General features: G+C 70.3%; 25 protein-coding genes. 10 read left to right on the top strand and 15 right to left on the bottom strand.

Going from position 1 to position 25,158, the window contains the following annotated elements; all coding sequences use genetic code 11:
- Together D3105_RS05770 and D3105_RS05775 are read left to right on the top strand one after the other, a co-directional pair.
- On the top strand, positions 1–737 hold a 737-nt coding region (locus D3105_RS05770), incomplete at its 5' end, for an S-adenosylmethionine:tRNA ribosyltransferase-isomerase (protein ID WP_165890967.1).
- 272 nt (positions 738–1,009) lie between these two features.
- Positions 1,010–1,786 carry a transglycosylase SLT domain-containing protein gene (locus tag D3105_RS05775; protein WP_118900607.1) on the top strand — a complete coding sequence of 259 codons (777 nt, stop codon included), beginning with the start codon at positions 1,010–1,012 and terminating at the stop codon, positions 1,784–1,786.
- 77 nt (positions 1,787–1,863) lie between these two features.
- Here D3105_RS05775 and D3105_RS05780 read toward each other — a convergent pair whose 3' ends face one another.
- On the bottom strand, positions 1,864–4,461 hold the full coding sequence (locus D3105_RS05780; protein ID WP_118900609.1) for an FHA domain-containing protein: 2,598 nt from the start codon (positions 4,459–4,461) through the stop codon (positions 1,864–1,866).
- Between the two features lie 367 nt (positions 4,462–4,828).
- Here D3105_RS05780 and serB point away from each other — a divergent pair, with 367 nt between their 5' ends.
- Entirely contained in the window at positions 4,829–6,103 is a 1,275-nt protein-coding gene (serB, locus tag D3105_RS05785) for a phosphoserine phosphatase SerB (protein WP_118900611.1), read from the top strand.
- 59 nt (positions 6,104–6,162) lie between these two features.
- Here serB and D3105_RS05790 read toward each other — a convergent pair whose 3' ends face one another.
- The 4 genes from D3105_RS05790 to D3105_RS05800 all read right to left on the bottom strand — a co-directional run bounded on the left by D3105_RS05790 (position 6,163) and on the right by D3105_RS05800 (position 8,553).
- On the bottom strand, positions 6,163–6,681 hold the full coding sequence (locus tag D3105_RS05790) for a SixA phosphatase family protein (RefSeq protein ID WP_010061430.1): 519 nt from the start codon (positions 6,679–6,681) through the stop codon (positions 6,163–6,165).
- Between the two features lie 92 nt (positions 6,682–6,773).
- Positions 6,774–6,980: a hypothetical protein gene (locus tag D3105_RS05795; RefSeq protein ID WP_030813932.1), complete on the bottom strand. Its 207-nt coding sequence runs from the start codon at positions 6,978–6,980 to the stop codon at positions 6,774–6,776.
- Positions 6,981–7,120: 140 nt separating this feature from the next.
- On the bottom strand, positions 7,121–7,237 hold the full coding sequence (locus D3105_RS35700) for an SGM_5486 family transporter-associated protein (protein WP_007446146.1): 117 nt from the start codon (positions 7,235–7,237) through the stop codon (positions 7,121–7,123).
- A 17-nt stretch (positions 7,238–7,254) separates the two neighbouring features.
- Entirely contained in the window at positions 7,255–8,553 is a 1,299-nt protein-coding gene (locus tag D3105_RS05800; RefSeq protein WP_118900614.1) for a CynX/NimT family MFS transporter, read from the bottom strand.
- A gap of 127 nt (positions 8,554–8,680) precedes the next feature.
- Between D3105_RS05800 and D3105_RS05805 the strand changes: the two genes are divergently transcribed.
- Positions 8,681–9,355 (top strand): FadR/GntR family transcriptional regulator, encoded by a 675-nt coding sequence (locus tag D3105_RS05805; RefSeq protein WP_032784346.1) that lies wholly within the window; start codon positions 8,681–8,683, stop codon positions 9,353–9,355.
- Positions 9,356–9,400: 45 nt separating this feature from the next.
- Here the strand turns inward: D3105_RS05805 and D3105_RS05810 are convergent, their stop codons facing one another.
- From D3105_RS05810 to fabG, 3 genes are all read right to left on the bottom strand, one after another.
- Positions 9,401–9,772 (bottom strand): hypothetical protein, encoded by a 372-nt coding sequence (locus D3105_RS05810; RefSeq protein ID WP_118900616.1) that lies wholly within the window; start codon positions 9,770–9,772, stop codon positions 9,401–9,403.
- 167 nt (positions 9,773–9,939) lie between these two features.
- A complete protein-coding gene (fabI, locus tag D3105_RS05815) occupies positions 9,940–10,707 on the bottom strand; it encodes an enoyl-ACP reductase FabI (RefSeq protein ID WP_003969986.1) in 768 nt (255 codons plus the stop codon).
- Between the two features lie 5 nt (positions 10,708–10,712).
- Positions 10,713–11,432, bottom strand: a complete 720-nt coding sequence (fabG, locus tag D3105_RS05820; protein ID WP_097884898.1) for a 3-oxoacyl-[acyl-carrier-protein] reductase — start codon at positions 11,430–11,432, stop codon at positions 10,713–10,715.
- 238 nt (positions 11,433–11,670) lie between these two features.
- Here fabG and D3105_RS05825 point away from each other — a divergent pair, with 238 nt between their 5' ends.
- From D3105_RS05825 to tyrS, 3 genes are all read left to right on the top strand, one after another.
- On the top strand, positions 11,671–13,194 hold the full coding sequence (locus tag D3105_RS05825; RefSeq protein WP_118900618.1) for a TldD/PmbA family protein: 1,524 nt from the start codon (positions 11,671–11,673) through the stop codon (positions 13,192–13,194).
- A gap of 82 nt (positions 13,195–13,276) precedes the next feature.
- Complete coding sequence (locus D3105_RS05830) at positions 13,277–14,671, top strand: metallopeptidase TldD-related protein (protein WP_118900620.1); 1,395 nt, start codon at positions 13,277–13,279, stop codon at positions 14,669–14,671.
- Between the two features lie 52 nt (positions 14,672–14,723).
- Positions 14,724–15,995 (top strand): tyrosine--tRNA ligase, encoded by a 1,272-nt coding sequence (gene tyrS, locus D3105_RS05835; RefSeq protein ID WP_118900622.1) that lies wholly within the window; start codon positions 14,724–14,726, stop codon positions 15,993–15,995.
- Between the two features lie 150 nt (positions 15,996–16,145).
- Here the strand turns inward: tyrS and D3105_RS05840 are convergent, their stop codons facing one another.
- Together D3105_RS05840 and D3105_RS05845 are read right to left on the bottom strand one after the other, a co-directional pair.
- Positions 16,146–16,460, bottom strand: coding sequence for a hypothetical protein (locus D3105_RS05840; RefSeq protein ID WP_318198694.1), 315 nt, complete (start codon positions 16,458–16,460; stop codon positions 16,146–16,148).
- A gap of 274 nt (positions 16,461–16,734) precedes the next feature.
- Entirely contained in the window at positions 16,735–17,013 is a 279-nt protein-coding gene (locus D3105_RS05845) for a GlsB/YeaQ/YmgE family stress response membrane protein (protein ID WP_118900627.1), read from the bottom strand.
- Between the two features lie 202 nt (positions 17,014–17,215).
- Here D3105_RS05845 and D3105_RS05850 point away from each other — a divergent pair, with 202 nt between their 5' ends.
- A complete protein-coding gene (locus D3105_RS05850) occupies positions 17,216–17,593 on the top strand; it encodes a DUF3099 domain-containing protein (RefSeq protein WP_118900629.1) in 378 nt (125 codons plus the stop codon).
- 241 nt (positions 17,594–17,834) lie between these two features.
- Positions 17,835–18,092: a hypothetical protein gene (locus D3105_RS05855; protein ID WP_118900631.1), complete on the top strand. Its 258-nt coding sequence runs from the start codon at positions 17,835–17,837 to the stop codon at positions 18,090–18,092.
- A gap of 26 nt (positions 18,093–18,118) precedes the next feature.
- Here D3105_RS05855 and moaA read toward each other — a convergent pair whose 3' ends face one another.
- From moaA to D3105_RS05870, 3 genes are all read right to left on the bottom strand, one after another.
- A complete protein-coding gene (gene moaA, locus D3105_RS05860; protein WP_240646817.1) occupies positions 18,119–19,108 on the bottom strand; it encodes a GTP 3',8-cyclase MoaA in 990 nt (329 codons plus the stop codon).
- A gap of 191 nt (positions 19,109–19,299) precedes the next feature.
- Positions 19,300–20,943: a solute symporter family protein gene (locus tag D3105_RS05865; RefSeq protein ID WP_118900636.1), complete on the bottom strand. Its 1,644-nt coding sequence runs from the start codon at positions 20,941–20,943 to the stop codon at positions 19,300–19,302.
- Positions 20,940–21,308, bottom strand: coding sequence for a DUF485 domain-containing protein (locus tag D3105_RS05870; protein WP_118900639.1), 369 nt, complete (start codon positions 21,306–21,308; stop codon positions 20,940–20,942). The genes D3105_RS05865 and D3105_RS05870 overlap by 4 nt, the downstream gene beginning before the upstream one ends.
- A 345-nt stretch (positions 21,309–21,653) precedes the next feature.
- Between D3105_RS05870 and D3105_RS05875 the strand changes: the two genes are divergently transcribed.
- A complete protein-coding gene (locus D3105_RS05875) occupies positions 21,654–23,192 on the top strand; it encodes a S8 family peptidase (protein ID WP_118900641.1) in 1,539 nt (512 codons plus the stop codon).
- Positions 23,193–23,263: 71 nt separating this feature from the next.
- On the opposite strand, the gene D3105_RS05880 is transcribed toward D3105_RS05875, so the two are convergent.
- Both D3105_RS05880 and D3105_RS05885 read right to left on the bottom strand, forming a co-directional pair.
- A complete protein-coding gene (locus tag D3105_RS05880; RefSeq protein WP_118900643.1) occupies positions 23,264–23,962 on the bottom strand; it encodes a lysoplasmalogenase in 699 nt (232 codons plus the stop codon).
- Positions 23,959–24,882, bottom strand: a complete 924-nt coding sequence (locus tag D3105_RS05885) for a sterol desaturase family protein (RefSeq protein WP_118900645.1) — start codon at positions 24,880–24,882, stop codon at positions 23,959–23,961. The genes D3105_RS05880 and D3105_RS05885 overlap by 4 nt, the downstream gene beginning before the upstream one ends.
- Between the last annotated feature and the right edge of the window lie 276 nt (positions 24,883–25,158).

Raw genomic sequence — 25,158 nt, forward strand, 5'->3', positions numbered from 1 at the left:
GGGCGGGCGCGCCGGCCCCGGTGCTGGAGGAGCCGCTCGGGCCCGCGGCCGGGGCCCGGCTCTGGTGGGCGCGGGTACCGGAGCGGGTGCCGGAGCTGTTGCGCAGGTACGGGCGGCCCATCCGGTACGGGTACACGGACCGGGATCAGCCGCTGTCGGCGTACCGCACGGTGTTCGCGGTGGACTCCCCGGACGGGAGCGGTTCGGCGGAGATGCCGAGCGCCGCGCGCCCCTTCACGGCCCCGCTGGTGGCGGAGCTGGTGCGCCGGGGGGTGCTGTTCGCCCCGCTGTCCCTGCATACGGGGGTGGCCTCGGCGGAGGCGCACGAGCCGCCGTACCCGGAGCGGTTCGCGGTACCGGCGGCGACGGCCTGGCTGGTGAACGCCGTACGGGCGGCGGGCCGCGCCCGAGTGGTCGCGGTGGGGACGACGGCCGTGCGGGCGCTGGAGACGGCGGTGGGCGCGGACGGGGTGGTGCGGCCCGCCGAGGGGTGGACGGACCTCGTGGTGACGCCGCGGCGCGGGGTCCGGGTGGTGGACGGGCTGCTGACCGGGCTGCACGAGCCGCAGGCCTCGCACCTGCTGATGTTGGAGGCGGTGGCGGGGCGCGAGGCGCTGCGCCGCGGGTACGAGGCGGCGCTCCAGGAGCGGTACCTCTGGCACGAGTTCGGGGACGTCCACCTCATCCTGCCGGATGAGGAACGTAACGCTCCGGATTGCTTCAGCAACGATTGGTGAGACTGTTACGTCGCCGATGTGAGCCCAGGCATAGGGTGCACGTCACTTACGAACGTACCTAGTGGACACATAAGGGCGTTTTAAGCAGGCGTGAACCGGGGTCATTTCGGACGAACGGGACCCCACTCCACTACCCGGCTTCGTACGTCACACCTTTGCCTCAGAATTTTGCTGCCGCTAAGAATTGCTCTCGTCCCCGACGGAGGTGCGCATCACCGCCTCCGGTCTCGTCCTCCGTGAGGACACCTGAGCATTCGAAGAGGTAGCCCTACATGTCTGCGACTCGCATTCCCAGTCGTCTCCGTCGTCTGAACAAGGTCCAGAAGATCTCCGTGGCCGGTGTGTCGGCCCTGGGCGTCGCCGCCCTGACCTTCTCGCTCGTCCCGTCGAACGCCGATGCCGAGATTGCCCCGCAGGCGGCAGCCGCCGCTGCGCCCGTGGCCTTCACCAACGCCACGGGTACCGCACAGGCCAAGACCGTGCAGAACAGCATGATCGAGCAGCACTCCACCGCCGAGAAGCTCGTGAAGGCCGCCGACGCCGCCAAGGCGAAGGCCGCCGCCGAGACCAAGGCCAAGGCCGCGAAGGCGAAGGCCGCGTCCGAGGCGAAGGCCAAGGCCGCCGCCGACGCGAAGGACAAGGCCGAGAAGGCCGCCAAGGCCAAGGCGGACGCCAAGAAGCGCGCGTCCGAGAAGGCCAACCGCTCCACCCCGCGCAAGCCCGTCTACGCCAACAACCTGGACGGCTGGATCCGCGAGGCCATGGCGATCATGAAGAAGGAAGGCATCCCCGGCTCCTACGAGGGGATCCACCGCAACATCATCCGCGAGTCCAGCGGTAACCGCTGGGCCATCAACAACTGGGACATCAACGCCCGGAACGGCATCCCGTCCAAGGGTCTGCTCCAGGTGATCCAGCCGACCTTCGACCGCTACCACGTGGCGGGCACCAAGAAGGACCTGTACGACCCGGTCGCCAACATCGTCGCCGCCTGCAACTACGCGGCCGACCGCTACGGCTCCATGGACAACGTGAACAGCGCGTACTGAGTCTCCGGGACCAGCCGTACGCATGCCGGAGGCCGGCACCCCCGCGGGGGTGCCGGCCTCGGCGTCGTACCCGGTGCCTACTTGCGCATGACCTCGGGCTCGTGGCGGCGCAGCAGGCGCGCGACCGCGACGGCGCAGACGGCGCCGATCACCAGCAGCACGAAGATGTTGATCCCCCACTGGGTCGCCGTGGCCTCCCACAGCGGGTCCAGGTCGGTCGGGTTCTTCGGGTCCCACGGCGGCATCAGGTTGGCCAGGTCCAGCGTGGTACCGGCCGCGGCCACGCCCCAGCGGGACGGCATCAGCCAGGTGAGCTGCTCCAGGCCGGGCGTCCCGTACACCTGGAAGAGGACGCCGGTGAACACCAGCTGGACGATCGCGAACATGACCAGCAGGGGCATGGTCATCTCGGAGGTCTTGACCATCGCGGAGATCATCAGGCCGAACATCATCGAGGTGAACCCGAGGGCCACGATCGAGATGCAGATCTCGACGGCCGGAGGCATGAACAGCCCCTCCTCCGGCAGATCACGGACGGCGAAGCAGATGCCGCAGAGGATGACGCTCTGGAAGGCCGTGATCACGCCGAGCACGATCACCTTGGACGTCAGATAGGCCGAGCGGGAGAGGCCGGTGGCCCGTTCCCGTTCGTAGATCACGCGTTCCTTGATCAGTTCTCGTACGGAGCTGGCCGACCCGGCGAGGCAGATGCCGACCGCGAGGATCAGCAGGATCATCCCGGCCTTGCCGTTGAACTGGGTCGGCGGGGTGGGCGGGGCCAGTCCGAAGTCCGCCGGGATGACCGCGGCCAGCACACCGATCACCGCGGGCAGCGCCACCATCAGGCCGAGGAAGGCCTTGTCGGAGGCGATGACGGAGGTGTACCGGCGCACCAGGGTCCACAGCTGTGTACCCCAGCTCTGCGCCTTCGGGGGCCTCATCTGCTGGGGCGGCGGCATGGTGACCGGCTGGGCCGCGACGGCGTCGATGTCGGCGGCGTACATCTGGTAGTGCTGCGAACCGCGCCAGCGGCCCGCCCAGTCGTAGTCGCGGTAGTTCTCGAAGGCGGAGAAGACGTCGGCCCAGCTGGTGTAGCCGAAGAAGTTCAGCGCTTCCTCCGGCGGACCGAAGTAGGCGACGGAACCGCCGGGCGCCATCACGAGGAGCTTGTCGCAGATCGCCAGCTCGGCGACCGAGTGCGTGACCACGAGCACCGTGCGGCCGTCGTCGGCGAGGCCGCGCAGCAGCTGCATGACGTCGCGGTCCATGCCCGGGTCGAGGCCGGAGGTCGGCTCGTCCAGGAAGATCAGCGACGGCTTGGTGAGCAGCTCCAGGGCGACCGAGACGCGCTTGCGCTGGCCGCCGGAGAGCGAGGTGATCTTCTTGTCCTTGTGGATGTCGAGCTTGAGCTCGGCGAGGACCTCGGTGATCCGGGACTGGCGCTCGGCCTCGGTGGTGTCCGCGGGGAAGCGGAGCTTGGCCGCGTACTTGAGGGCCTTGGCGACGGTGAGTTCCTTGTGCAGGATGTCGTCCTGCGGGACCAGACCGATGCGCTGGCGCAGCTCGGCGAACTGCTTGTACAGGTTTCGGTTGTCGTAGAGGACGTCACCCTGGTTGGCGGGCCGGTAGCCGGTGAGCGCCTTGAGCAGGGTGGACTTTCCGGAACCGGACGGGCCGATGACCGCGATCAGTGACTTCTCCGGGACGCCGAAGGAGACGTCCTTGAGGATCTGCTTGCCGCCGTCGACCGTCACCGTGAGGTGGCGGGCGGAGAAGGAGACCTCACCGGTGTCGACGAACTCTTCCAGCCGGTCGCCGACCAGCCGGAACGTCGAGTGGCCGACGCCGACGATGTCGTTCGGGCCGATGAGGGCCGAGCCGGACTTGTGGAGCGGCTGGCCGTTGACGTACGTGCCGTTGTGCGAGCCGAGGTCGCGGATCTCGAAGCGGCCGTCGGGCGTCGCGTGGAACTCGGCGTGGTGGCGGGAGACCTGGAGGTCGGAGACGACCAGTTCGTTCTCCAGCGCACGACCGATGCGCATGACCCGGCCGAGGGCCAGCTGGTGGAACGTGGTGGGGCTGCGGTCGCCGTAGACCGGCGGCGCCCCCGCGGCACCGCCCTGTCCCGGTCCGCCCTGCTGCCCGGGGTGCTGCTGGTGCGGCACGCTCTGGTGCGCGGGCTGCTGGTGCGGGACCTGCTGCTGGGGCGCCTGCGGCTGCTGCCAGGCCTGCTGCTGGGCAGGGGCCTGGTGCTGGGCGGGCGCCTGCTGTCCGTGCCAGCCCGCGGCGCCGCCCTGGGGCTGCTGGTGGGGCTGGTGCGCCGGGGCCTGCTGCGCGCCGGCCGCCTGGCCGCCGGCGACACCGGCTCCCGCGGCGGCGCCGATGCTCACCCGGGGTCCGTCGGTGGCGTTGCCCAGGTGCAGCACCGAGCCGACGCCGAGCTCCACCTGCTGGATCCGCCGGCCCTGCACATAGGTGCCGTTGGTGCTGCCGTGGTCCTCGATGGACCAACTGCGGCCGTTCCAGCTGATCGTGGCATGCCGCCACGACACTCTGGCGTCGTCGATCGTCAGGTCGCCCTGCGGATCACGTCCAAGGGTGTACGACCTGGACGGATCGAGCGTCCAGGTGCTGCCATTCAATTCCAGTACGAGTTCCGGCACTCCGCGCCCCACTAGTTGTCCCCCGTGATACCCCCGTCGCAGGGAGTCTAGGGATGCTGAACATCGTGGGGAACTATTCCAGGACCAGTCCCCGATCCGAAAGTCGGGCGGGTGAAGAGCGCGAGGAGACCTTCGCGAACACCCCGATACCGGGGGGCGAAACGGGAGTGGACGCGGTCAAGTACGGATGAAGGGCCGATTACCGCCCAGAAGATGTCCAGTGACGTAATACCGGCAGATACGAGACAGCCGGTGCGGCCGGGCGCAAGACGCGTACCGGCCAGATCCGGACGCGGCGCGGGCGGGACCGGTGCGATTCCGTCCGGCACTCGGGACGGGCGGCCGGAGGACACGGCGGGACCGATACGGTGGGAGCACCATGAGCGCATCTCAGCCACCTCAGCCCCCTTCGTCTTCTGAGCCCTCTGAGTCTCTTGAGCCCCTTGGGCCCCCTCCGGGCAGCGACGCACCCACGCTGCTGGTCAAGATCTTCGGCAAGGACCGTCCCGGCATCACGGCCGGGCTCTTCGACACCCTCGCCGCGTACGCGGTCGACGTCGTGGACATCGAGCAGGTCGTCACCCGGGGCCGCATCGTGCTGTGCGCCCTGGTCACCGCGCCCACGGCGGGCGGGACCACCGAGGGCGATCTGCGGGCAACCGTGCACAGCTGGGCCGACTCCCTGAAGCTGCAGGCCGAGATCATCTCCGGCATCGGCGACAACCGGCCCCGCGGTGACGGCCGTTCCCATGTGACGGTGCTGGGGCACCCGCTCACCGCCGAGTCGACCGCCGCCATAGCGGCCACCATCACCGCGACCGGCGGGAACATCGACCGTATCTTCCGGCTGGCGAAGTACCCGGTCACCGCCGTCGAGTTCGCGGTGTCGGGGACCGGGACGGCCGAGTTGCGGACCGCGCTGGCGACCGAGGCCGCCGAGATCGGTGTGGACGTCGCGGTGGTCTCGGCCGGGCTGAGCCGGCGGGCCCAGCGGCTGGTGGTCATGGACGTCGACTCCACACTGATCCAGGACGAGGTGATCGAGCTCTTCGCGGCGCACGCGGGCTGCGAGGACAAGGTCGCCGAGGTGACCGAGCAGGCGATGCGCGGCGAGCTGGACTTCGAGCAGTCGCTCCACGCCCGGGTCGCGCTGCTGGCCGGACTGGACGCCTCGGTGGTTGACAAGGTCCGCACCGAGGTACGGCTGACCCCCGGCGCCCGCACCCTGATCCGTACGCTGAAGCGGCTCGGCTACCAGGTCGGCGTCGTCTCCGGCGGCTTCACCCAGGTCACGGACGATCTCAAGGAGCGGCTCGGCCTCGACTTCGCCTCGGCCAACACCCTGGAGGTGGTGGACGGCAAGCTCACCGGCCGGGTCGTCGGCGAGGTGGTGGACCGGGCGGGCAAGGCTCGGCTGCTGCGGAGCTTCGCCGAGCAGGCGGGCGTACCGCTGGCCCAGACGGTGGCGATCGGGGACGGGGCGAACGATCTCGACATGCTGAACACCGCCGGGCTCGGTGTCGCGTTCAACGCCAAGCCCCTGGTCCGCGAGGCGGCGCACACCGCGGTGAACGTGCCGTTCCTGGACACCGTGCTCTATCTGCTCGGCATCACCCGGGAAGAGGTCGAGGCGGCGGACGGCCTCGTCGACTGAACCCGTCCGAGCGCGCGCAGGGCCCCGGCACCGCAGTGGTGCCGGGGCCCTGCGCGCGCTCAGTCGTTCGGGGTCCAGTACTCCGTGAGCCTGCCCGCGCCGTGCTCCACGCTCTTCCAGGAGCCGGGGAACTCCACCACGGCGTAGGCGGCGGTGGGAAAACCGTCCCGGGTCATCCGGGCCAGGGTGTCGCCCTCGGCCGAGCCGGAGAGGGCGTCGGCGGCCCCGTGCATTCCGGGGTTGTGCCCGATGACCAGGAGGTTGCGCACCTCGTCGGGGGTCTCGTTGAACAGGGCGATCAGTTCGCCGAGGGATGCCTCGTACAGCCTCTCCTCGTAGACGGTCCGGGGGCGCTGGGAGAATTCATGGACCGCCAGCTTCCAGGTCTCCCGTGTCCTGGCGGCACTGGAGCAGAGGGCCAGATCGAAGTCGATGCCGGAATCGGCGAGCCTGCGGCCGGCCACGGGCGCGTCCTTTCGGCCGCGCTCGGCCAGCGGGCGCTCATGATCGGAAGCCTGTGACCATTCCGCCTTGGCATGCCGGAGAAGGACGATCCTGCGAGGTGTCTCGACGCTCATACATCTCAGCTTCGCATGAAACGCGCCCTCCGGCGCAGGGTGTTGACGGGCTCGTCCGGACAGTTCACGCGCTGGTCCGGGGCGGCTTCGGCTCAGCGGAACAGCAACTGGAAGGTGCGTTCGATCAGCTGTCCGAGCGCGGGGTCGGTGGTGGCGGCCTGGGCCTGCCCGGGGCTGAGGATCATCAGCAGCAGCGCGGCGAACGCGACGGCGGGCAGGGCGACCGCCCACCAGGGCAGCCGGATCTCGACACCGTCGGCGGCCGGTCGGTGGGACCTGGTGTGCGTCGGTGCCGGCATGTCCGCCTCCGTCAAGTCATCGGGTCGTTACCGAAGAACCTACGGAACGGGGCCGGCCGGTCCCATCCGGTGACCCACCCACTTCACCCTGACCCTGGCCCCCTAGGGGAGGGTGGGGCTAGCCCCACCCCTCGCGGGCGTCAGGGCGAGGCGATCGTGGCGATCACACCGATGACGACGGTGATGAGGAGCATCGCCCCGAACACGAGGAGAAGCTTCTTCTGGCCGTTCTGGGGATTCGGATCGAGCACTGGCATGAGGTCAGTGTCGCATCTCAGCACTCGTCCTCGATCGTCCGGTCCCGGCCGGCGAGGATCCCGGCCACCATCTGGGGAATCATGAGGCCCGCCATCAGGGCGATCGGCAGCCCCCAGCCGCCGCTGTGCTGGTAGAGGACGCCGACGAGCAGCGGGCCGGGGATCGAGAGCAGATAGCCGGTGGACTGGGCGAAGGCGGAGAGCCGGACCACGCCCGCGCCGGACCGGGCCCGCATGCCGATCATGGTGAGGGCGAGCGGGAAGGCGCAGTTCGCGACCCCGAGGAGCAGGGCCCAGGCCCAGGCTCCGGCGGCGGGCGCGAGGTAGAGGCCGCTGTAGCCGATCAGGCCGCACAGGCCGAGGACGACGACGATGGGGCCCTGGTTCTTGAGCCGGGAGGCGACCCGGGGGATGACGAAGGCCAGCGGGACGCCCATCGCCATGGTGACCGCGAGCAGGAGTCCGGCCGTGCCGGCGGAGACCCCGGCGTCGCGGAAGATCTGCGGCATCCAGCCCATGGTGATGTACGCGGCGGTTGCCTGGAGCCCGAAGAAGCAGGCGAGGCCCCAGGCGGTGCGGCTGCGGGCGATCTTCAGGGGCTGCGCCTCGGTGGCGTTCGCAGCGGCCGGCGCCGGCTGGCCGGGGGCCGGGGTGCGGTCGCGTACGAGGACGATCCAGGGCAGCACGGCGACGGCGGCGAGCACGGCCCAGACGACCAGGCCCGTCCGCCAGTTGCCGCCCAGCGCTCCGGTGACCGGGACGGTGAGGGCGGCGGCCAGGGCGGTGCCGAGGGCCAGGGCCATGGAGTAGAGGCCGGTCATGGTGCCGACGCGGTCGGGGAACCAGCGCTTGACGATCACCGGCATCAGGATGTTGCTGACGGCGATGCCCATCAGGGCCAGGGCGCTGGCGGCCAGGAATCCGGCGGTGGAGCCGATGTAGGGGCGGACGACCAGGCCCGTCGCGATGGCGGCCATGCCCGCGCAGACGACGGCGCCCGCGCCGAAGCGGCGGGCGAGGCGCGGTGCCATGACACCGAAGACGGCGAAGCAGAGCGGCGGCACGGAGGTGAGGACGCCGGCCACGCTGCCGCTCATGTGCAGCCCTTCGCGGACCTCTTCGAGGAGGGCGCCGAGGCTGGTGATGGCGGGGCGGAGGTTGAGCGCGGCCAGGACGAGTCCCACGGCGATGAGGCGCAGCAGCCAGGGCGAGGGCCCATCGGCGGCTCCGGGGAGCTGCTGGGCCCGGGTGTCGTGGGGTGTGCGCGCGGTGGCCTCGCGGTTCAGGGTCGGGGTCTGCGTCTCGTCGTCCGGCATGGAGCCATCATAGAATCATGGGATGATTGATTGTCCAATCCGGCCATAGCCCGGCATCCCCCGCACGCGTTGAGAGAATGCGGGAGAGAATCCGGCCCGGACCTCAAGCTCACGAGCAAGGAGCACCATGGCGCTGACGTCTCCTCGGCGTTCGGCACTCTCCGACCAGGTGATCGCCCAGTTGCGGAACCAGATCACCTCGGGCGAGTGGCCGGTCGGCTCGCGGATTCCGACCGAGCCCGAGCTGGTCGAGCAGCTGGGCGTGGCCCGTAACACCGTCCGCGAGGCCGTGCGGGCGCTGGCGCACAACGGGCTGCTGGACATCCGGCAGGGCTCCGGCACGTATGTGATCGCCACGAGCGAGCTGGCCGGGGTGATGCACCGCAGGTTCGCGGCGGCGGACCCCCGGCATGTCGCGGAGCTGCGCTCGACACTGGAGTCGTCGGCGGCCCGGCTGGCGGCGACCCGGCGCACCGAGCGGGATCTGCGACAGCTGGACGCGTTGATGGCGCGCCGGGAGGAGGCCTGGGCATCGGGCGACGCGGAGGCGTTCGTGGCGGCGGACGCGACGCTGCACCTGGCGGTGGTGGCCGCCTCGCACAACGACGTCCTGACCGGGCTCTACGCCGACCTCGGGGATCTGCTGCGCGACTATCTGCGCGGTGACGTGGGTCCCGAGCTGCGGCCGGAGAACCACATGGACCACGGCCGGCTGGTCGAGGCGATCCGGGCCGGGGACGCGGAGACGGCGGCGGCCGAGGCAGCGAGCCACGCGCTGAACTGTCTGACGGACCGGGTGTAGCCCTCGGGCCTGCTCACAGTGGGGCGGGGGTCGCCTTCGGGAGGCTCACAGCGGGGCGGGGCGGTGGCTGACCCAGGCGGTGGCGACCTCTTTCCAGCAGCGGTCCTCCAGCCGTACGGTCCGGCCGGGCTCCACCGCGACCACCTCGCCGTCCGCGTCGACGTCCCACCATCGGTCGCACTCGGTGTGCAGCCGGACCAGGTCGACGGAGGGGTAGGGGTTGTGGCAGTACGCGACGACCCGGGAGCCCTCGACGGTCGTACGGCACTCCGAGCCGGCCGGTTCGGGCTCCGGCGGCGCCATTTCCGTACCGGAGTCGGCTCCCCTGGCGGCGTGCACCCCCAGAGGTACGGCGAGGGCCGCGGCGGCCACCGAGGCGGCCAGGAGGAGACGGGTTCGTCGGCGCGTGGGGCGCACAGCGATCTCCCTCCCGCAGCCTGACCAGAAGTCCGGTTCCTCCACATTCTGCGGTGGATCGGCCGACTTTTCGACCGGAGCGACCACGCACGGCGACGGCCCCCGGTCGCGCCACCTCCAAAACGGGGTGACGCGGCCGGGGGCCGTTCAGCTGTGGCGGTGCGCGGTCAGGCGCCCATCATGTGCACGCCGCTGTCGACGTGGATGATCTCGCCCGTGGTGCGCGGGAAGAAGTCGGAGAGCAGGGCGACGATGCTGCGGCCGGCCGGCTCCGGGTCGTTCATGTCCCAGGCCAGCGGGGCGCGGGTGTTCCAGACGTCGGCCAGCTCCTCGAAGCCCGGGATGGACTTGGCGGCCATGGAACGCAGCGGTCCGGCTGAGATCAGGTTGCAGCGCAGCCCGTCCTTGCCCAGGTCACGGGCGAGGTAGCGGGAGGTGGCCTCCAGCGCGGCCTTGGCCGGGCCCATCCAGTCGTACTGCGGCCAGGCGTACTGGGCGTCGAAGGTGAGGCCGACGATCGAGCCGCCCTCGCTCATCAGCGGCTTGCAGGCCATGGCCAGCGACTTCAGCGAGAACGCCGAGACGTGCATCGCGGTGGCGACGGACTCGAACGGGGTGTTGAGGAAGTTGCCGCCGAGCGCGTCCTGCGGCGCGAAGCCGATGGAGTGGACGACACCGTCGAGCGAGCCGAGCTCCTCGCGGACCAGGCCCGCCAGCCGGTCCAGGTGCTCCTGGTTGGTCACGTCCAGCTCGATGACCTTGGCCGGCTTCGGCAGCTTCCTGGCGATGCGCTCGGTCAGGGTGGGACGCGGGAAGGCCGTCAGGATGACCTCGGCACCCTGCTCCTGGGCCACCTTCGCGGCGTGGAACGCGATGGACGACTCCATCAGCACCCCGGTGATGAGGATGCGCTTGCCGTCGAGAATTCCGCTCATGGTGATCAGTGACCCATGCCCAATCCGCCGTCAACGGGAATGACGGCTCCAGTGATGTACGACGCGTCGTCGGAGGCGAGGAAGCGCACGGCGGCGGCGATCTCCTCGGGCCGCGCGTAGCGGCCGAGCGGCACCTGGGCGACGATGCCCTTGCGCTGCTCCTCGGTGAGCGCCTGGGTCATGTCGGTGTCGACAAAACCGGGGGCGACGACGTTGAAGGTGATGTTCCGCGAACCGAGTTCACGGGCCAGCGACCGGGCGAAGCCGACCAGCCCGGCCTTGGAGGCGGCGTAGTTGGCCTGACCGGCCGAGCCGAGGAGGCCGACGACGGAGGAGATCAGGACGACCCGGCCCTTCTTGGCGCGCAGCATGCCGCGGTTGGCACGCTTGACGACCCGGAAGGTGCCGGTGAGGTTGGTGTCGAGGACGGAGGTGAAGTCCTCCTCCGACATCCGCATCAGCAACTGGTCCTTGGTGATCCCCGCGTTGGCGACGAGCACCTCCACGGGACCGTGCTTCTCCTCGATCTCCTTGTAGGCCTGCTCCACCTGTTCGGCGTCGGTGATGTCGCAGCGGACCGCGAGGACACCGGCTTCGGTAAGGGCCTGAGGGGGCTCGCCGGAGCGGTAGGTGATCGCGACCTGGTCGCCGTTGTCGGCGAAGGCGCGGGCGATGGCGAGGCCGATGCCCCGGTTTCCTCCGGTGACGAGAACCGAGCGGCTCAACGGATCACCCTTTCCTTGGCGGTCTGGTGCGTGGTCCCGGGCGGTCGGGTACGTCGAAAACCTATCGGTACCGTGCGCCGATCGGGGAATCGGGCCCTGACAGTGGCTTGTCCGGGGTGCTGTGGGGTTCCTACAGTCCGCGCCGATGCGTGGTCCGCCCACACGTCTGCGATATCCCCCGGTGCGGTCACCCTCCGGCGTGGTTCACTGCCGTGGTGTATCGAGAAGGGAACTCCCTGTGCCCCACGAGGTAGATCAGTCATTCCTGGCACTGCCGTCGCGCGCGCTGGCCGACGCGGCGCTCGCCCGAGCGCGGGCGCTGGGCGCGACGCACGCCGACTTCCGGCTGGAGCGGGTGCGCAGCGCCACCTGGCGGCTGCGGGACGCGCGGCCCGCCGGGGCGTCGGACGGCACGGACCTCGGCTACGCGGTGCGCGTGGTGCACGGCGGGGCCTGGGGGTTCGCATCCGGGGTCGACCTGACGATGGACGCTGCCGCGAAGGTGGCCTCGCAGGCGGTGGCGATGGCCAAGCTGTCGGCGAAGGTGATCGCGGCGGCCGGCTCGGACGAGCTGGTGGAGCTGGCGGACGAGCCGTCGCACGGTGAGCGGACCTGGGTCTCGGCGTACGACGTCGACCCCTTCTCCGTACCGGACGAGGAGAAGGCTGCGCTGCTCGCCGAGTGGAGCGGGCGGCTGCTGGGCGCGGAGGGTGTCGCGCATGTGGACGCGTCCCTGATGACCGTGCACGAGAACAAGTTCTACGCGGACACGGCGGGCACCGTGACCACGCAGCAGCGGGTGCGGATCCACCCGCAGTTCACCGCCGTCGCGGTGGACGGCACGACCGGCGAGTTCGACTCGATGCGCACGATCGCGCCGCCGGTGGGCCGGGGCTGGGAGTATCTGACCGGCACCGGCTGGGACTGGAACGCCGAGCTGGAGCGGATCCCGGGGCTGCTGGCGGAGAAGATGCGGGCCCCGAGCGTCGAGGCGGGGGCGTACGACCTGGTCGTCGATCCGTCGAACCTGTGGCTGACGATCCACGAGTCGATCGGCCACGCCACCGAGCTGGACCGGGCGCTGGGGTACGAGGCGGCGTACGCCGGGACCTCGTTCGCCACCTTCGACCAGCTCGGCAAGCTGGCGTACGGCTCCCCCGTGATGAACGTGACCGGCGACCGCACGGCCGAGCACGGGCTCGCGACGATCGGGTACGACGACGAGGGCGTCGAGGCGCAGTCGTGGGACCTGGTGAAGGACGGCACGCTCGTCGGCTACCAACTGGACCGCCGGATCGCGAAGCTCACCGGCCTCGGCCGCTCCAACGGCTGCGCGTTCGCGGACTCTCCGGGCCATGTCCCCGTCCAGCGCATGGCGAACGTGTCGTTGCAGCCGGATCCGGGCGGGCTCTCGACGGAGGACCTGATCGGCGGGGTCGAGCGCGGGATCTACGTGGTCGGCGACCGGTCGTGGTCCATCGACATGCAGCGGTACAACTTCCAGTTCACCGGTCAGCGGTTCTTCCGCATCGAGAACGGCAGGCTCGCCGGGCAGCTGCGCGATGTGGCGTACCAGGCGACGACCACGGACTTCTGGGGCTCGATGGAGAAGGTCGGCGGCCCCCAGACGTATGTGCTCGGCGGCGCGTTCAACTGCGGCAAGGCCCAGCCGGGCCAGGTGGCTGCCGTCTCGCACGGCTGCCCCTCCGCCCTCTTCCGGGGCGTCAACATCCTCAACACGACGCAGGAGGCCGGGCGATGAACGGCGACCACGGAACCGGCTGGGGGCCCGGGGGTCGTCCCCCGGGTAGGCACAGTCTCAACACGACGCAGGAGGCCGGGCGATGAGCCGCGTCAGCAAGCCGTACGAGATCGTCGAGCGGGCTCTGGAGCTGTCCACCACGGACGGTCTGGTGGTCATCGCCGACGAGCAGTCCTCCGCCAATCTGCGCTGGGCGGGCAACGCGCTCACCACGAACGGGGTGACCCGGGGCCGGACCCTGACCGTCGTCGCGACCGTGGACGGGGCCGAGGGAACCGCCTCCGGTGTGGTCTCCCGGTCCGCCGTGACCACGGACGACCTGGAGCCGCTGGTCCGCGCCGCCGAGGCCGCCGCCCGGGGCGCGGGTCCGGCGGAGGACGCGCAGCCGCTGGTGAGCGGGGTGCCCGCATCGCCCGACTTCACGGACGCGCCCGCCGAGACCGGCTCGGAGGTCTTCGCGGACTTCGCCCCGGCGCTCGGCGACGCCTTCGCGCGCGCCCGTGCCGGGGGCCGTGAGCTGTACGGCTTCGCCAACCACGAGCTGACCTCCACCTACGTGGGCACGTCGACGGGGCTGCGGCTGCGCCACGACCAGCCGAACGGAACGCTGGAGCTGAACGCGAAGTCTCCGGACCGGACGCGTTCGGCGTGGGCGGGCCGGGCGACCCGGGACTTCAAGGACGTCGACCCGGCGGCGATGGACGCCGAGCTGGCACAACGGCTGCGCTGGGCGGAGCGGCGCATCGAGCTGCCCGCCGGCCGGTACGAGACGCTGCTGCCGCCGACCGCGGTGGCGGACCTGCTGATCTACCAGCTCTGGTCGTCGACCGCGCGGGACGCGGTGGAGGGCCGGACGGTGTTCTCGACGCCGGGCGGCGGGACCCGGCTGGGCGAGCAGCTCGCTCCGCTCCCCCTCACGCTGCGCAGCGACCCGCACGCCCCGGGTCTGGAGTCGGCGCCGTTCGTGATCGCCCACTCCTCCGGCGACAGCGGTTCCGTCTTCGACAACGGGCTGCCGCTGGCCCCGACGGACTGGGTCCGGAACGGGAAGCTGGAGCGGCTGACGACGACCCGGCACTCGGCGGGCCTGACCGGCCTCCCGGTCGCCCCGGGCATCGACAACCTGCTCCTGGAGGGCGGCGGCGAGAAGTCGCTGGAGGAGATGGTCGCCGCGACGACCGGACGGGCGCTGCTGCTGACCTGCCTCTGGTACATCCGCGAGGTGGACCCGGCGACGCTGCTGCTGACCGGGCTGACCCGGGACGGCGTCTATCTGGTCGAGGACGGCGAGGTGGTCGGCGAGGTGAACAACTTCCGGTTCAACGAGTCGCCGGTGGACCTGCTGTCGCGGGCCTCGGAGGCCGGGCGTACGGAGAAGACCCTGCCGCGCGAGTGGGGCGACTGGTTCACCCGGGCGGCGATGCCCGCGCTGCGCATCCCGGACTTCAACATGAGCTCGGTCAGCCCGGGCGTATGACCCGCCTAGACTGACACGTACATCTCTACCAGGCATAAGGAGCACCGGAACCGTGACGGACATCGTCGACGAGCTGAAGTGGCGCGGGCTGTTCGCCCAGTCCACTGACGAGGACGCATTGCGCAAGGCTCTCGCGGACGGTCCCGTCACCTTCTATTGCGGCTTCGACCCGACCGCGGCCAGCCTGCACGTGGGGCACCTGGTGCAGGTGCTCACCATGCGGCGGCTCCAGCAGGCCGGGCTGAAGCCGCTGGCGCTGGTCGGCGGGGCCACGGGGCAGATCGGTGACCCGCGGCCCACCGCCGAGCGCACGCTGAACGACCCGGAGACCATCGCCGCCTGGGTGCAGCGGCTGCGGGGGCAGATCGAGCCCTTCCTCACCTTCGAGGGCCCGAACGCGGCGACGATGGTCAACAACCTGGACTGGACCGCGGGCATGTCCGCGATCGAGTTCCTGCGGGACATCGGCAAGCACTTCCGGGTCAACAAGATGCTCACCAAGGACTCCGTCGCCCGCCGGCTGGAGTCGCAGGAGGGCATCAGCTACACCGAGTTCAGCTACCAGCTGCTCCAGGGGATGGACTTCCTGGAGCTGTACCGCCGGCACGGCTGCACCCTTCAGCAGGGCGGCAGCGACCAGTGGGGCAACCTCACCGCGGGCATCGACCTGATCCACCGGCTGGAGCCGGGGGCGGTCGTGCACGCGCTGGCGACGCCGCTGATGACGAAGGCGGACGGGACGAAGTTCGGCAAGTCCGAGAGCGGCGCCGTCTGGCTCGACCCGGAGATGACGACGCCGTACGCGTTCTACCAGTTCTGGCTGAACGTGGACGACCGGGACGTCTCGCGCTACCTGCGCATCCTCAGCTTCAGGAGCCGTGAGGAGCTGGAGGAGCTGGAGAAGCTGACCGAGGAGCGGCCGCAGGCGCGCAACGCGCAGCGGGCGCTGGCCGAGGAGCTGACGACGCTGGTGCACGGCGGTGCGCAGTGCGCGGCCGTGATCGCGGCGTCGAAGGCGCTGTTCGGCCAGGGCGACCTGGCCGAGCTGGACGAGGCGACGCTGAGCGCCGCCCTGTCCGAGGTGCCGCACGCCACCGTCGCCGAGCTGGGTCCGCTGGTGGACCTGCTGGTGGAGGTCGGTCTCGCGCCGAGCAAGTCGGGGGCCCGCCGTACGGTCAAGGAGGGCGGCGCCTACGTGAACAACGTGAAGGTCCTCGACGGCGAGGTCGCGCCGGACGCCGGGGAGCTGCTGCACGGGCGGTGGCTGGTGCTGCGCCGCGGCAAGAAGAACCTGGCGGCCGTGGAGGTCAGCCCGGCGGGCTGATCCCGGCCGCTCGGCACAGCGTCGCGGCCGGACACGCGAGGAAGGCGTGTCCGGCCGTGGTGCTGCGGGGCGTCAGGGCCCGGCTCGGGGGTAGCGCTGGGCGGGCCTCCGGCACATGGGTCGTCCCGACCGGTCCTCAGGGGACGTCCGTCATCCTCCCTGCGCCTTGATGTGCTCGATGACCTTGTTGAAGTCCTTGGTGGGCGAGAAGTCGATGTACTCGCAGTCCTCGAGCGCCACCGGAGCGTGTCCGGGCGGCCAGTAGAACGCCTCACCCGCTTCGTAGAGATCGTCGCCGTGGGGCGTACGCATCTTCAGACGGCCCTTGAAGAGATACCCCCAGTGCGGGCACGGGCAGAGGTCGTCGGCCAGTCCCTTGAGAGCCGGACCCATGTCGGTGCCCTCGGGAAACCGCACAAAGGCGACGGACAGTTCTCCGCCGACGTCCTGGACTCGCAACTCCACTCCGTCACCTTCGATGACGACAGGTACATCCTTTCGTGTCGTCGCTGTCATGGCTCCTCCTTGCTCACGTGTTGAGGAGACAGCAAGCACTTCCTCTGTCCAGTCTGGACCCGGCCACGGCACACAGCGAGCCGGTATCCGGCAGGGAGAGGGGGACGGTGGCAGAGGCCGGCACCCGCCTTCCGGCGCGCTGCTCTCCCACGCATGACGACGCCGCGGCCGGACACGCTTTCCTCGCGTGTCCGGCCGCGGCGTTCGATGGAGCGGTGACCGGTCAGGTTCTCTGACTGCGGCCGCCCCGGATCTTCTGCCAGGCCATGTCGCCGACGGCGACGACCGCCACGGCGCCCGCCAGCTGGAGCACATGGCGGATCCAGTCGATGCCCTTGGTGTCCTCCACACCGATCCAGCCCGCCACGGCGTTGCCGAGGATGCTGCCGAGGATGCCGAACACGGCCGTCAGCCAGAGCGGGATGTCCTGCTTACCCGGCAGGATCGCTCTGGCGAGGACACCGAGCACCAATCCCACGATGATTGCCCACAACCAGCTCATTTCGCCTCCTCGTACGGCGCGGAGTGCGCGTCCGCCCAGTCTCGGCCCGCCGTCCGGGGGTCCGCATGCCCGGTTGGGCCGTCCGGGGGACCCCGGGTCTCACCCGTGGGGCGGGCCCCGGGCGCCTGCGCGGCGGATGCCGGGCGTACCGTGGATGCGGCCCGGTCCGTGAGCGTCCGGCGACGACATCTGGTGGTGGAGCATGCTGCGGAAGAACGCGGATTCGGAGGTCATCCGGATCACGGGCGCCCGTCAGGGGCTGACGGAGGACGTCCGCGGCCGGCAGCGGCGCTATGTGATCTCGATGTCGGTGCGCACGGTGTCGGTGGTGCTGGCCGCGGTGCTGTGGAACGTGGAGCGGCATGTGGCGATCGTGGCGCTCGTGCTCGGCGTCCTGCTGCCGTACGTGGCGGTGGTCATCGCCAACGCGGGCCGGGAGAACGCGACTTCGCTGCCGACGACGTTCGTGCCGATGCCGATGCGCCCGGCTCTGGAGGCCGCTCCGGGGGCCGGTTCGGCGGAGTCGGGGGACGCGCAGGGGGCGTCCGGCCGGGTTCCGCCGCCGCATGAGCCCGGCTGACCTCGCACGTCGCGCGAAGCTCAGGAAAAGCTCAGATCAATCATGACGTTCCGGTGCACCGCACCCCGGTCCCCGTGACATACTTCGAAAGCGCTCCGCATCCCCCGTCGGAGCGATGGACCGACGCCGGGCAGCTCCCCCCGTGGCTGCTCGGCGTCGCCTTTTCTCCGGCAGGGGATGCGTCAGAAGGCCTGCGATCCACCTGACTTGGTTCGCGAGCACCTGTTTTAGGCTGGGACCCGTGATTTTTCCCGAGACGTCCGCCGAGAGTCCCTCCGGTGCCCCGCTCTGTTCCGCCAAGGGCTGCCGGGCCGCCGCCGTGTGGGTGCTCGCCTGGAACAACCCGAAGCTGCACACGCCGGAGCGGCGCAAGACCTGGCTGGCCTGCGACGAGCACCGGGAGCACCTGTCCTCGTTCCTCGATGTACGGGGCTTCCTCAAGGATGTCGTGGCGCTGAAGGACTGGGATCCCGGGCCCGAGGGCTCGCGGGACGCCTGAGCGTCAGCTCCCGGGACGCCTCGGCGTCAGCCGCCGATCGCCGACATCGGGCGGTCGGGCTGCAGGAAGGACGGGTCGTCCAGTCCGGAGCCCGCCTTCTTGCCCCACATCGCCGTCCGCCAGAGCTGGGCGATCTCCTCGTCCGGCGCGTCCCCGCGCAGCGCCCCGCGCAGATCCGTCTCCTCGCGGGCGAAGAGGCAGGTGCGGACCTGGCCGTCGGCGGTGAGCCGCGTACGGTCGCAGGCGCGGCAGAACGGGCGGGTGACGGAGGCGATCACGCCGACGCGGTGCGGGCCGCCGTCGACGGTCCAGCGCTCGGCGGGGGCGGAGCCGCGGGAGGCGTCGCCCTCGGGGGTGAGGGTGAAGCGGGTGCGCAGCGAGGCGAGGATGTCCCCGGCGGTGATCATGCCGTCGCGCTTCCAGCCGTGCTGGGCGTCGAGCGGCATCTGCTCGATGAAGCGGAGCTCGTAGCCGTGGGCCACGGCCCAGGCGAGCAGCTCGGGGGCCTCGTCGTCGTTGAGCCCCGGCATCAGGACGGAGTTGACCTTCACCGGGGTGAGCCCGGCCTCGTGGGCGGCCTCCAGGCCGTCCAGCACGTCCCTGTGGCGGTCACGGCGGGTGAGGGTCTTGAAGACGTCGGGCCTCAGGGTGTCCAGCGAGACGTTGACCCGGTCGAGGCCCGCGGCCTTGAGGGCGGTGGCGGTCCGCTTGAGCCCGATGCCGTTGGTCGTGAGGGACATCCGGGGGCGGGGGGTGAGCGCGGCGCACTGCTCCACGATCGAGACGAGGCCGGGACGCAGCAGCGGCTCGCCGCCGGTGAAGCGGACCTCGGTGATGCCGAGCCGGGTGACGGCGATCCGGATCAGGCGCACGATCTCGTCGTCGGAGAGCAGCTCACTCTTGCCGAGCCACTGGAGGCCCTCTTCCGGCATGCAGTAGGTACAGCGGAGATTGCACTTGTCGGTGAGTGACACGCGTAGGTCGGTGGCGACCCGGTCGTAGGTGTCGATGAGCACGGTGGGTCCCTCCCCCGGTGGTGCGATCGCTTTTCTTCGCTTCTGGTACTTCCGAGCCTACGTGAGACATGTGACAACGGCGTGGCCCGTTTGCCACGAGGTGCGGCCGGGCCGCGTCGTAGGACTCTACGACGCGGCCCGGCCACAGATGGTGGGTGATGGGCCGAACGGGCCCGCCCGCTCCGCTGGGTTCAGTGGGCTCCGACGCCGGTGAGGGACTTGACCTCCAGTTCGGCGTACTTGTCGGTGTCGGCCTTCTCCTTGGAGATCAGCGAGCCGACCCAGCCGAGCAGGAAGCCGAGCGGGATCGAGATCAGGCCGGGGTTCTCCAGCGGGAACCAGGCGAAGTCGACGTCCGGGAACATCGAACTGGGCTTGGAGGAGACGACCGGCGAGAAGAGCACCAGCAGGACGGACGAGGCGAGGCCGCCGTAGATGGACCAGAGGGCCCCCTGCGTGGTGAACCGCTTCCAGAAGAGGCTGTAGAGGATCGTCGGCAGGTTGGCGGAGGCCGCGACCGCGAAGGCCAGGGCGACGAGTCCGGCGACGTTCAGGTCGCGGGCGAGTGCGCCGAGCGCGATGGAGACGATGCCGATCGCGACGGTGGCCCAGCGGGCGGCGCGGACCTCCTCCTTCTCGGTGGCCTGCCCCTTGCGGATGACGTTGGCGTAGATGTCGTGCGCGAAGGACGAGGAGGAGGCGAGGGTGAGTCCGGCGACGACGGCCAGGATGGTGGCGAAGGCGACCGCGGAGATGACCGCGAGGAGGATGGCGCCGCCGGTGGATCCGGAGCCGCCGCCGATCTCCAGTGCGGCCAGGGGCGCCGCGGTGTTGCCGGCCTTGTTGGAGGCGATGATGTCGTCCGGCTTGAGGATCGCGGCGGCGCCGAAGCCGAGCACGATCGTCATCAGGTAGAAGGCGCCGATGATGCCGATCGCCCAGTTCACGGACTTACGGGCGGCCTTGGCGGTGGGCACGGTGTAGAAGCGGATCAGGATGTGCGGCAGGCCGGCGGTGCCGAGGACCAGGGCGATGCCGAGCGAGATGAAGTCCAGCTTCGAGACGCCGTCGGCGCCGTACTTCAGGCCGGGCTCCAGGAAGGCCGCGCCCTTGCCGCTGTTGCTGGCGGCGGTGCCGAGCAGGTCGGAGATGTTGAAGTTGAACTTCAGCAGGATCAGGAAGGTGATGAGCAGGGTGCCCGCGATGAGCAGGACGGCCTTGACCATCTGCACCCAGGTGGTGCCCTTCATGCCCCCGATGGTGACGTAGAGGATCATGAGGATGCCGACCAGGGCGACGATGACGATCTTCCCGAAGTCGCTGGTGATGCCGAGCAGCAGCGAGACGAGGACGCCGGCTCCGGCCATCTGGGCCAGCAGGTAGAAGATCGAGACGACGATCGTGGACGTACCGGCGGCGGTGCGGACGGGGCGCTGGCGCATGCGGTAGGCGAGGACGTCGCCCATCGTGTAGCGGCCGGAGTTGCGCAGCGGTTCGGCGACCAGGAGCAGGGCGACGAGCCAGGCGACGAGGAAACCGATGGAGTACAGGAAGCCGTCGTATCCGAAGAGGGCGATGGCTCCGGCGATGCCGAGGAAGGACGCTGCGGACATGTAGTCGCCGGAGACCGCGAGTCCGTTCTGGAATCCGGTGAACTGGCGGCCGCCCGCGTAGAAGTCGGAGGCGCTCTTGGTCTGGCGGCCCGCCCACACGGTGATGAAGAGGGTGGCGACGACGAACGCGGCGAACAACGTGATGATCAGCGGCCGATGCTCGCTCGCCCCCTCGGTGGCGGCCAGCTGGACGGTGGGATAGAGGGCGTGGGCGGCGCTCATACGTCGGCCTCCATACGGGACTTGATCGCCTCGGCCTTGGGGTCGAGCTTGCTCGCGGCGTGCCGGGAGTAGAGCCAGGCGATGAGGAAGGTGGTGGCGAACTGGGCGAGTCCGAGGACGAGCGCCATGTTGATGTTGCCGACGACCTTGGTGGCCATGAATCCGCCCGCGTAGTTGCAGAGCAGGACGTAGAGCAGGTACCAGGTCACGAAAGCGATGGTCAGGGGGAAGGCGAAGGAACGGTAGGAGCGGCGCAGGTCGGCGAAGTCCGGGCTCGACTGCACCGCGACGAACGCCTCGGTGGTGGGCTGTACGGGCCCGGCGGGCGATGTGCCCTCGGGGGGCGGCGGTGCATCGGTAGCCACGGAATCTCCTCGCGACGCGGGTGCGGTGATCTGGGGGACGTTGGGTGTCAAGGAGGCCTCTTTACCGACGGGGGACGGTGATGTACCTCCTGGACAACGGCACGGAGAGCGCGACGAAGCGGTTCACCGCGTCTTTCGCCTTCTCGTTCGCCTGCCCGGAGGGGGCACCGTTCGGCCGGTTGGCGGGGCGTCACCCGTTCACATTCGGCCGCATCGGTCACTCTTCGAACTCACTTGCCCGTAAACGTTGATGCGCCGGGATGATCAGCGATAGCTTCACTCGTCATGTACGCGACCGAACACGCCAGGTGTCCGGTCGTTCGGCACGGATGATGTGGAGAACCCATGGCTCATCTGGCATCGAGACGGACCCGCGCACTCGCGGTCCCCGTCGGACTCGCGCTGACCGCCTCGATCGGCTTCCTGCCGACGGCGACGGCCACGGCGGCGCCCACCGGCGAGCAGGCCGCCGCGAGCGTGCGGACCGACGGGCCGAAGCTGTCCTACGTGGTCAACGTCCGGGGCGGCCACGGCACGGTGAAGAATGTCAAGAAGGCGATCGCCAAGGCCGGCGGCACCGTCGTCATCGCCTATGAGCAGATCGGCGTCATCGTCGTCCACTCGCAGAACCCGGCCTTCGGCGAAACGATCCGCCGCGCACGGGGCGTGGAGTCGGCCGGCGCGACCCGCACGAACCCGATCGTGCCGCAGGCCACGAAGGACATCGGCTCGATAGCGGAGCCGCTCACCGCCGAGCAGGCGGCGGCCGCCGCCGCGGACGCGAAGGCCGGCGAGGACCCGCTGGAGCCGCTCCAGTGGTCGCTGCCCGCGATCAAGGCGGACAAGGCGCACCAGAAGTCGCTGGGCTCGAAGAAGGTGACGGTCGCCGTCATCGACACGGGCGTCGACGACACCCACCCGGACCTGGCCCCGAACTTCGACGAGCGCGCCTCGGCGAACTGTGTGTCGGGCGCTCCGGACACCACCGCCGGCTCCTGGCGTCCGGCGGCGGGCGAGAGCGACCACGGCACGCACGTGGCGGGCACCATCGCCGCCGCGAAGAACGGCGCCGGCGTGACCGGTGTGGCCCCGGGCGTGAAGGTGTCGGGCATCAAGGTGTCGAACCCGGACGGGTTCTTCTACACCGAGGCCGTCGTCTGCGGGTTCCTCTGGGCCGCCGAGCGCGGTGTCGAGGTGACCAACAACAGCTATTACACCGACCCGTGGCTGTTCAACTGCAAGAACGACGCCGACCAGGGCGCCCTGGTCGCCGCACTCACCCGCGCCGTGAAGTACGCGGAGCGCAAGGGCACGGTCAACGTCGCGGCGGCGGGCAACTCCCGCCACGACCTGGCCCTCGACGCGATCGAGGACACGACCAGCCCGAACGACACCGAGCCGGTCACGCGGACGATCGACCCGAGCGCCTGCCCGGACATCCCGACCATGCTGCCGGGCGTCGTGACGGTCTCCGCGACGGGTGCGAAGGGCCTGAAGTCCTCGTACTCGAACTACGGCAAGGGCATCATCGACGTGGCGGCCCCGGGCGGTGACTCGACGGTCTACCAGACCCCCGAGCCGCCCGCCGTCAACGGCCTGATCCTCTCCACGCTGCCGGGCGGCAAGTTCGGCTACAAGGCCGGTACGTCGATGGCGTCCCCGCATGTCGCGGGCGTCGTGGCGCTGATCAAGTCGAAGCACCCCTACGCTTCGCCGGCCGCGGTCAAGGCGCTGCTGACGGTGGAGGCGGACGCGAAGGCGTGCGGCGAGCCGTACGACATCAACGGTGACGGCGTCATCGACGCGGTCTGTGAGGGCGGCAAGAGCTACAACGGCTTCTACGGGGCCGGAGTGGTGGACGCGCTGGACGCGGTGCGCTGGTAACGGCACGTCGCTGTATGGCCGAGGGGCCCGGGGAGATCGTTCTCCCCGGGCCCCTCGGGCGTTCTTCGGGCTCACGCCCCCGGCTTGTCCTTCGTCAGCACCCCGAGGGTCAGCAGGGCCTGTGCGGCGATGTAGGTGAGCATCACCCAGAAGTCGGGGGCGGGCGCCTGCGGCCACTCGGCGATACCGGTGGCGATGAGGGCGTCGGAGAGCAGGAAGAGCGCCCCGCCGACCGCCGCGTACGGTCCGAACACGCCCGCCCGCCAGGCCATGGCGGTGAGCAGCAGACCGTAGCCGGTGAGCGGGATCCGCAGGTCCGCCGGGAGGTCCGGCCAGATCAGCACGAGGAAGACGACGAGGACGACGGCGTACCCGGCCCCGGTGGCCAGGCCGGCCGGAGAGCGGCCGACGCCTCGGTTCCGCCCCTCCCCCCGCCCGAACAGCGTCAGGTAGCAGACGTGGCCGACGGCGAACGACCCCATGCCGACGAGGAAGGCCAGGTCGTTGTCGGCGAGCAGGAAGACATCGCCGCCCCATCCGAACAGCAGGGCCGCGACGAGCAGTCGGGGTGCGCCGCGCAGCGCCGCGTACCCGGCGAGCAGCGGCATCAGCAGCGGCTTGGCGACCAGGTGGACGGTCTCGGCCCCGGCAAGGAGCCCGGCGAGGTCGGCCGCCGCGACGAGGAGGAAGGCGAGGAGCACGGGGCGGGTGAAGCGCTCGGCCCGTCGGCCGGTCCCGGTGGAGCCGGGGCGGGCGGCGGTGGCGGTCACAGGGCGCGTTCCGGGGCGGAGGCCTGGTCCGGTACGGATGCCGCGGCCGGTACGGGTTCCGAACCACGCCCAGGCGCCCCCGCCTTCGCCGCCGGCTGCCAGCCCGGCCCGCGGAAGACCCGGCCGGCCCGCTCGCTCCAGGTGTCGGCGGCCCGGACGTCCCGGGCGATGGCGGCGTACTCGTGGGTGGCGACGCGCAGCGGGTTGTAGGTGGAGATGTTCTTGGTGAGCCCGTAGACGGGCCGCTCGGCCTCCGCCGCGAAGGACCCGAACATCCGGTCCCAGATGATCAGGATGCCGCCGTAGTTGCGGTCCAGGTAGCCGCCCTGCGAGGCGTGGTGGACGCGGTGGTGGGAGGGCGTGTTGAGGACGTACTCGAAGGGGCGCGGGAGCTTGCCGACCCGCTCGGTGTGCACCCAGAACTGGTAGACGAGGTTGGCCGACTGGCAGAACGCGAGCGCCGCCGGGTGCACGCCGCAGGCGATCAGCGGCAGGTAGAAGGGCCAGACGGTCGCGGAGGTCCAGGGCTGGCGCAGCGCGGTGGTGAGGTTGAACTTCTCGCTGGAGTGATGGACGACATGGCAGGCCCACAGGATCCGGATCACGTGGTGGCCGCGGTGGGACCAGTAGTAGAAGAAGTCCTGGGCGAGGAGCATCAGCAGGACGGTCCACCACAGCACGGGCACCCGCAGCGGCGTCAGCTCGTAGACCCCCATGTAGATCGCCAGGATGGGGATCTTCCACAGCAGGTCGAAACCCAGGCTGCCGAGCCCCATGGTGACGCTGGTGGCGGCGTCCTTGGTCTCGTATCCGGCCGCGTCCTCGTCCGGATGGAGGCGGTAGCTGACCATCTCGATCACGGTGAGCAGCACGAAGGCCGGTATTGACCACAGCACGACATCGGGCAGGTTCGGCTCCATGCGAGCACCGTAGGGCCGTCGGTCGGTGAGGGCTAGAGGTTGTTACCCACAAGTATGCGAGACCTGTTGTCAGCAGCCTTTGGCACCTTCTGCCAATGGACCTCCGCCCGTCGGTCGGCCCGACGAATACGTGGCGCCCTTCAACACGCCTCCCTAAGCTCCTTCTTGCGCGGGGGCGGCTCCGCGGTGTGCTTCCTTCTCCACCTCTACGACACTCGTAGCGCACCCACTCTCCGCCCCCGCTGCCTCTCTCCTTCTCCTCACCCGCCCCGGGGG

The sequence above is a fragment of the Streptomyces globisporus genome (assembly GCF_003501885.1).
GTDB lineage: Bacteria > Actinomycetota > Actinomycetes > Streptomycetales > Streptomycetaceae > Streptomyces > Streptomyces globisporus_D.

Coding starts and splice junctions, on each gene's coding strand:
- D3105_RS05775 (WP_118900607.1), top strand. CDS start 1,010: ATGTCTGCGACTCGCATTCCCAGTCGTCTCCGTCGTCTGAACAAGGTC.
- serB (WP_118900611.1), top strand. CDS start 4,829: ATGAGCGCATCTCAGCCACCTCAGCCCCCTTCGTCTTCTGAGCCCTCT.
- D3105_RS05790 (WP_010061430.1), bottom strand. CDS start 6,681: ATGAGCGTCGAGACACCTCGCAGGATCGTCCTTCTCCGGCATGCCAAG.
- D3105_RS05795 (WP_030813932.1), bottom strand. CDS start 6,980: ATGCCGGCACCGACGCACACCAGGTCCCACCGACCGGCCGCCGACGGT.
- D3105_RS35700 (WP_007446146.1), bottom strand. CDS start 7,237: ATGCCAGTGCTCGATCCGAATCCCCAGAACGGCCAGAAGAAGCTTCTC.
- D3105_RS05800 (WP_118900614.1), bottom strand. CDS start 8,553: ATGCCGGACGACGAGACGCAGACCCCGACCCTGAACCGCGAGGCCACC.
- D3105_RS05805 (WP_032784346.1), top strand. CDS start 8,681: ATGGCGCTGACGTCTCCTCGGCGTTCGGCACTCTCCGACCAGGTGATC.
- fabI (WP_003969986.1), bottom strand. CDS start 10,707: ATGAGCGGAATTCTCGACGGCAAGCGCATCCTCATCACCGGGGTGCTG.
- D3105_RS05830 (WP_118900620.1), top strand. CDS start 13,277: ATGAGCCGCGTCAGCAAGCCGTACGAGATCGTCGAGCGGGCTCTGGAG.
- D3105_RS05845 (WP_118900627.1), bottom strand. CDS start 17,013: ATGAGCTGGTTGTGGGCAATCATCGTGGGATTGGTGCTCGGTGTCCTC.
- D3105_RS05850 (WP_118900629.1), top strand. CDS start 17,216: ATGCTGCGGAAGAACGCGGATTCGGAGGTCATCCGGATCACGGGCGCC.
- D3105_RS05865 (WP_118900636.1), bottom strand. CDS start 20,943: ATGAGCGCCGCCCACGCCCTCTATCCCACCGTCCAGCTGGCCGCCACC.
- D3105_RS05875 (WP_118900641.1), top strand. CDS start 21,654: ATGGCTCATCTGGCATCGAGACGGACCCGCGCACTCGCGGTCCCCGTC.
- D3105_RS05885 (WP_118900645.1), bottom strand. CDS start 24,882: ATGGAGCCGAACCTGCCCGATGTCGTGCTGTGGTCAATACCGGCCTTC.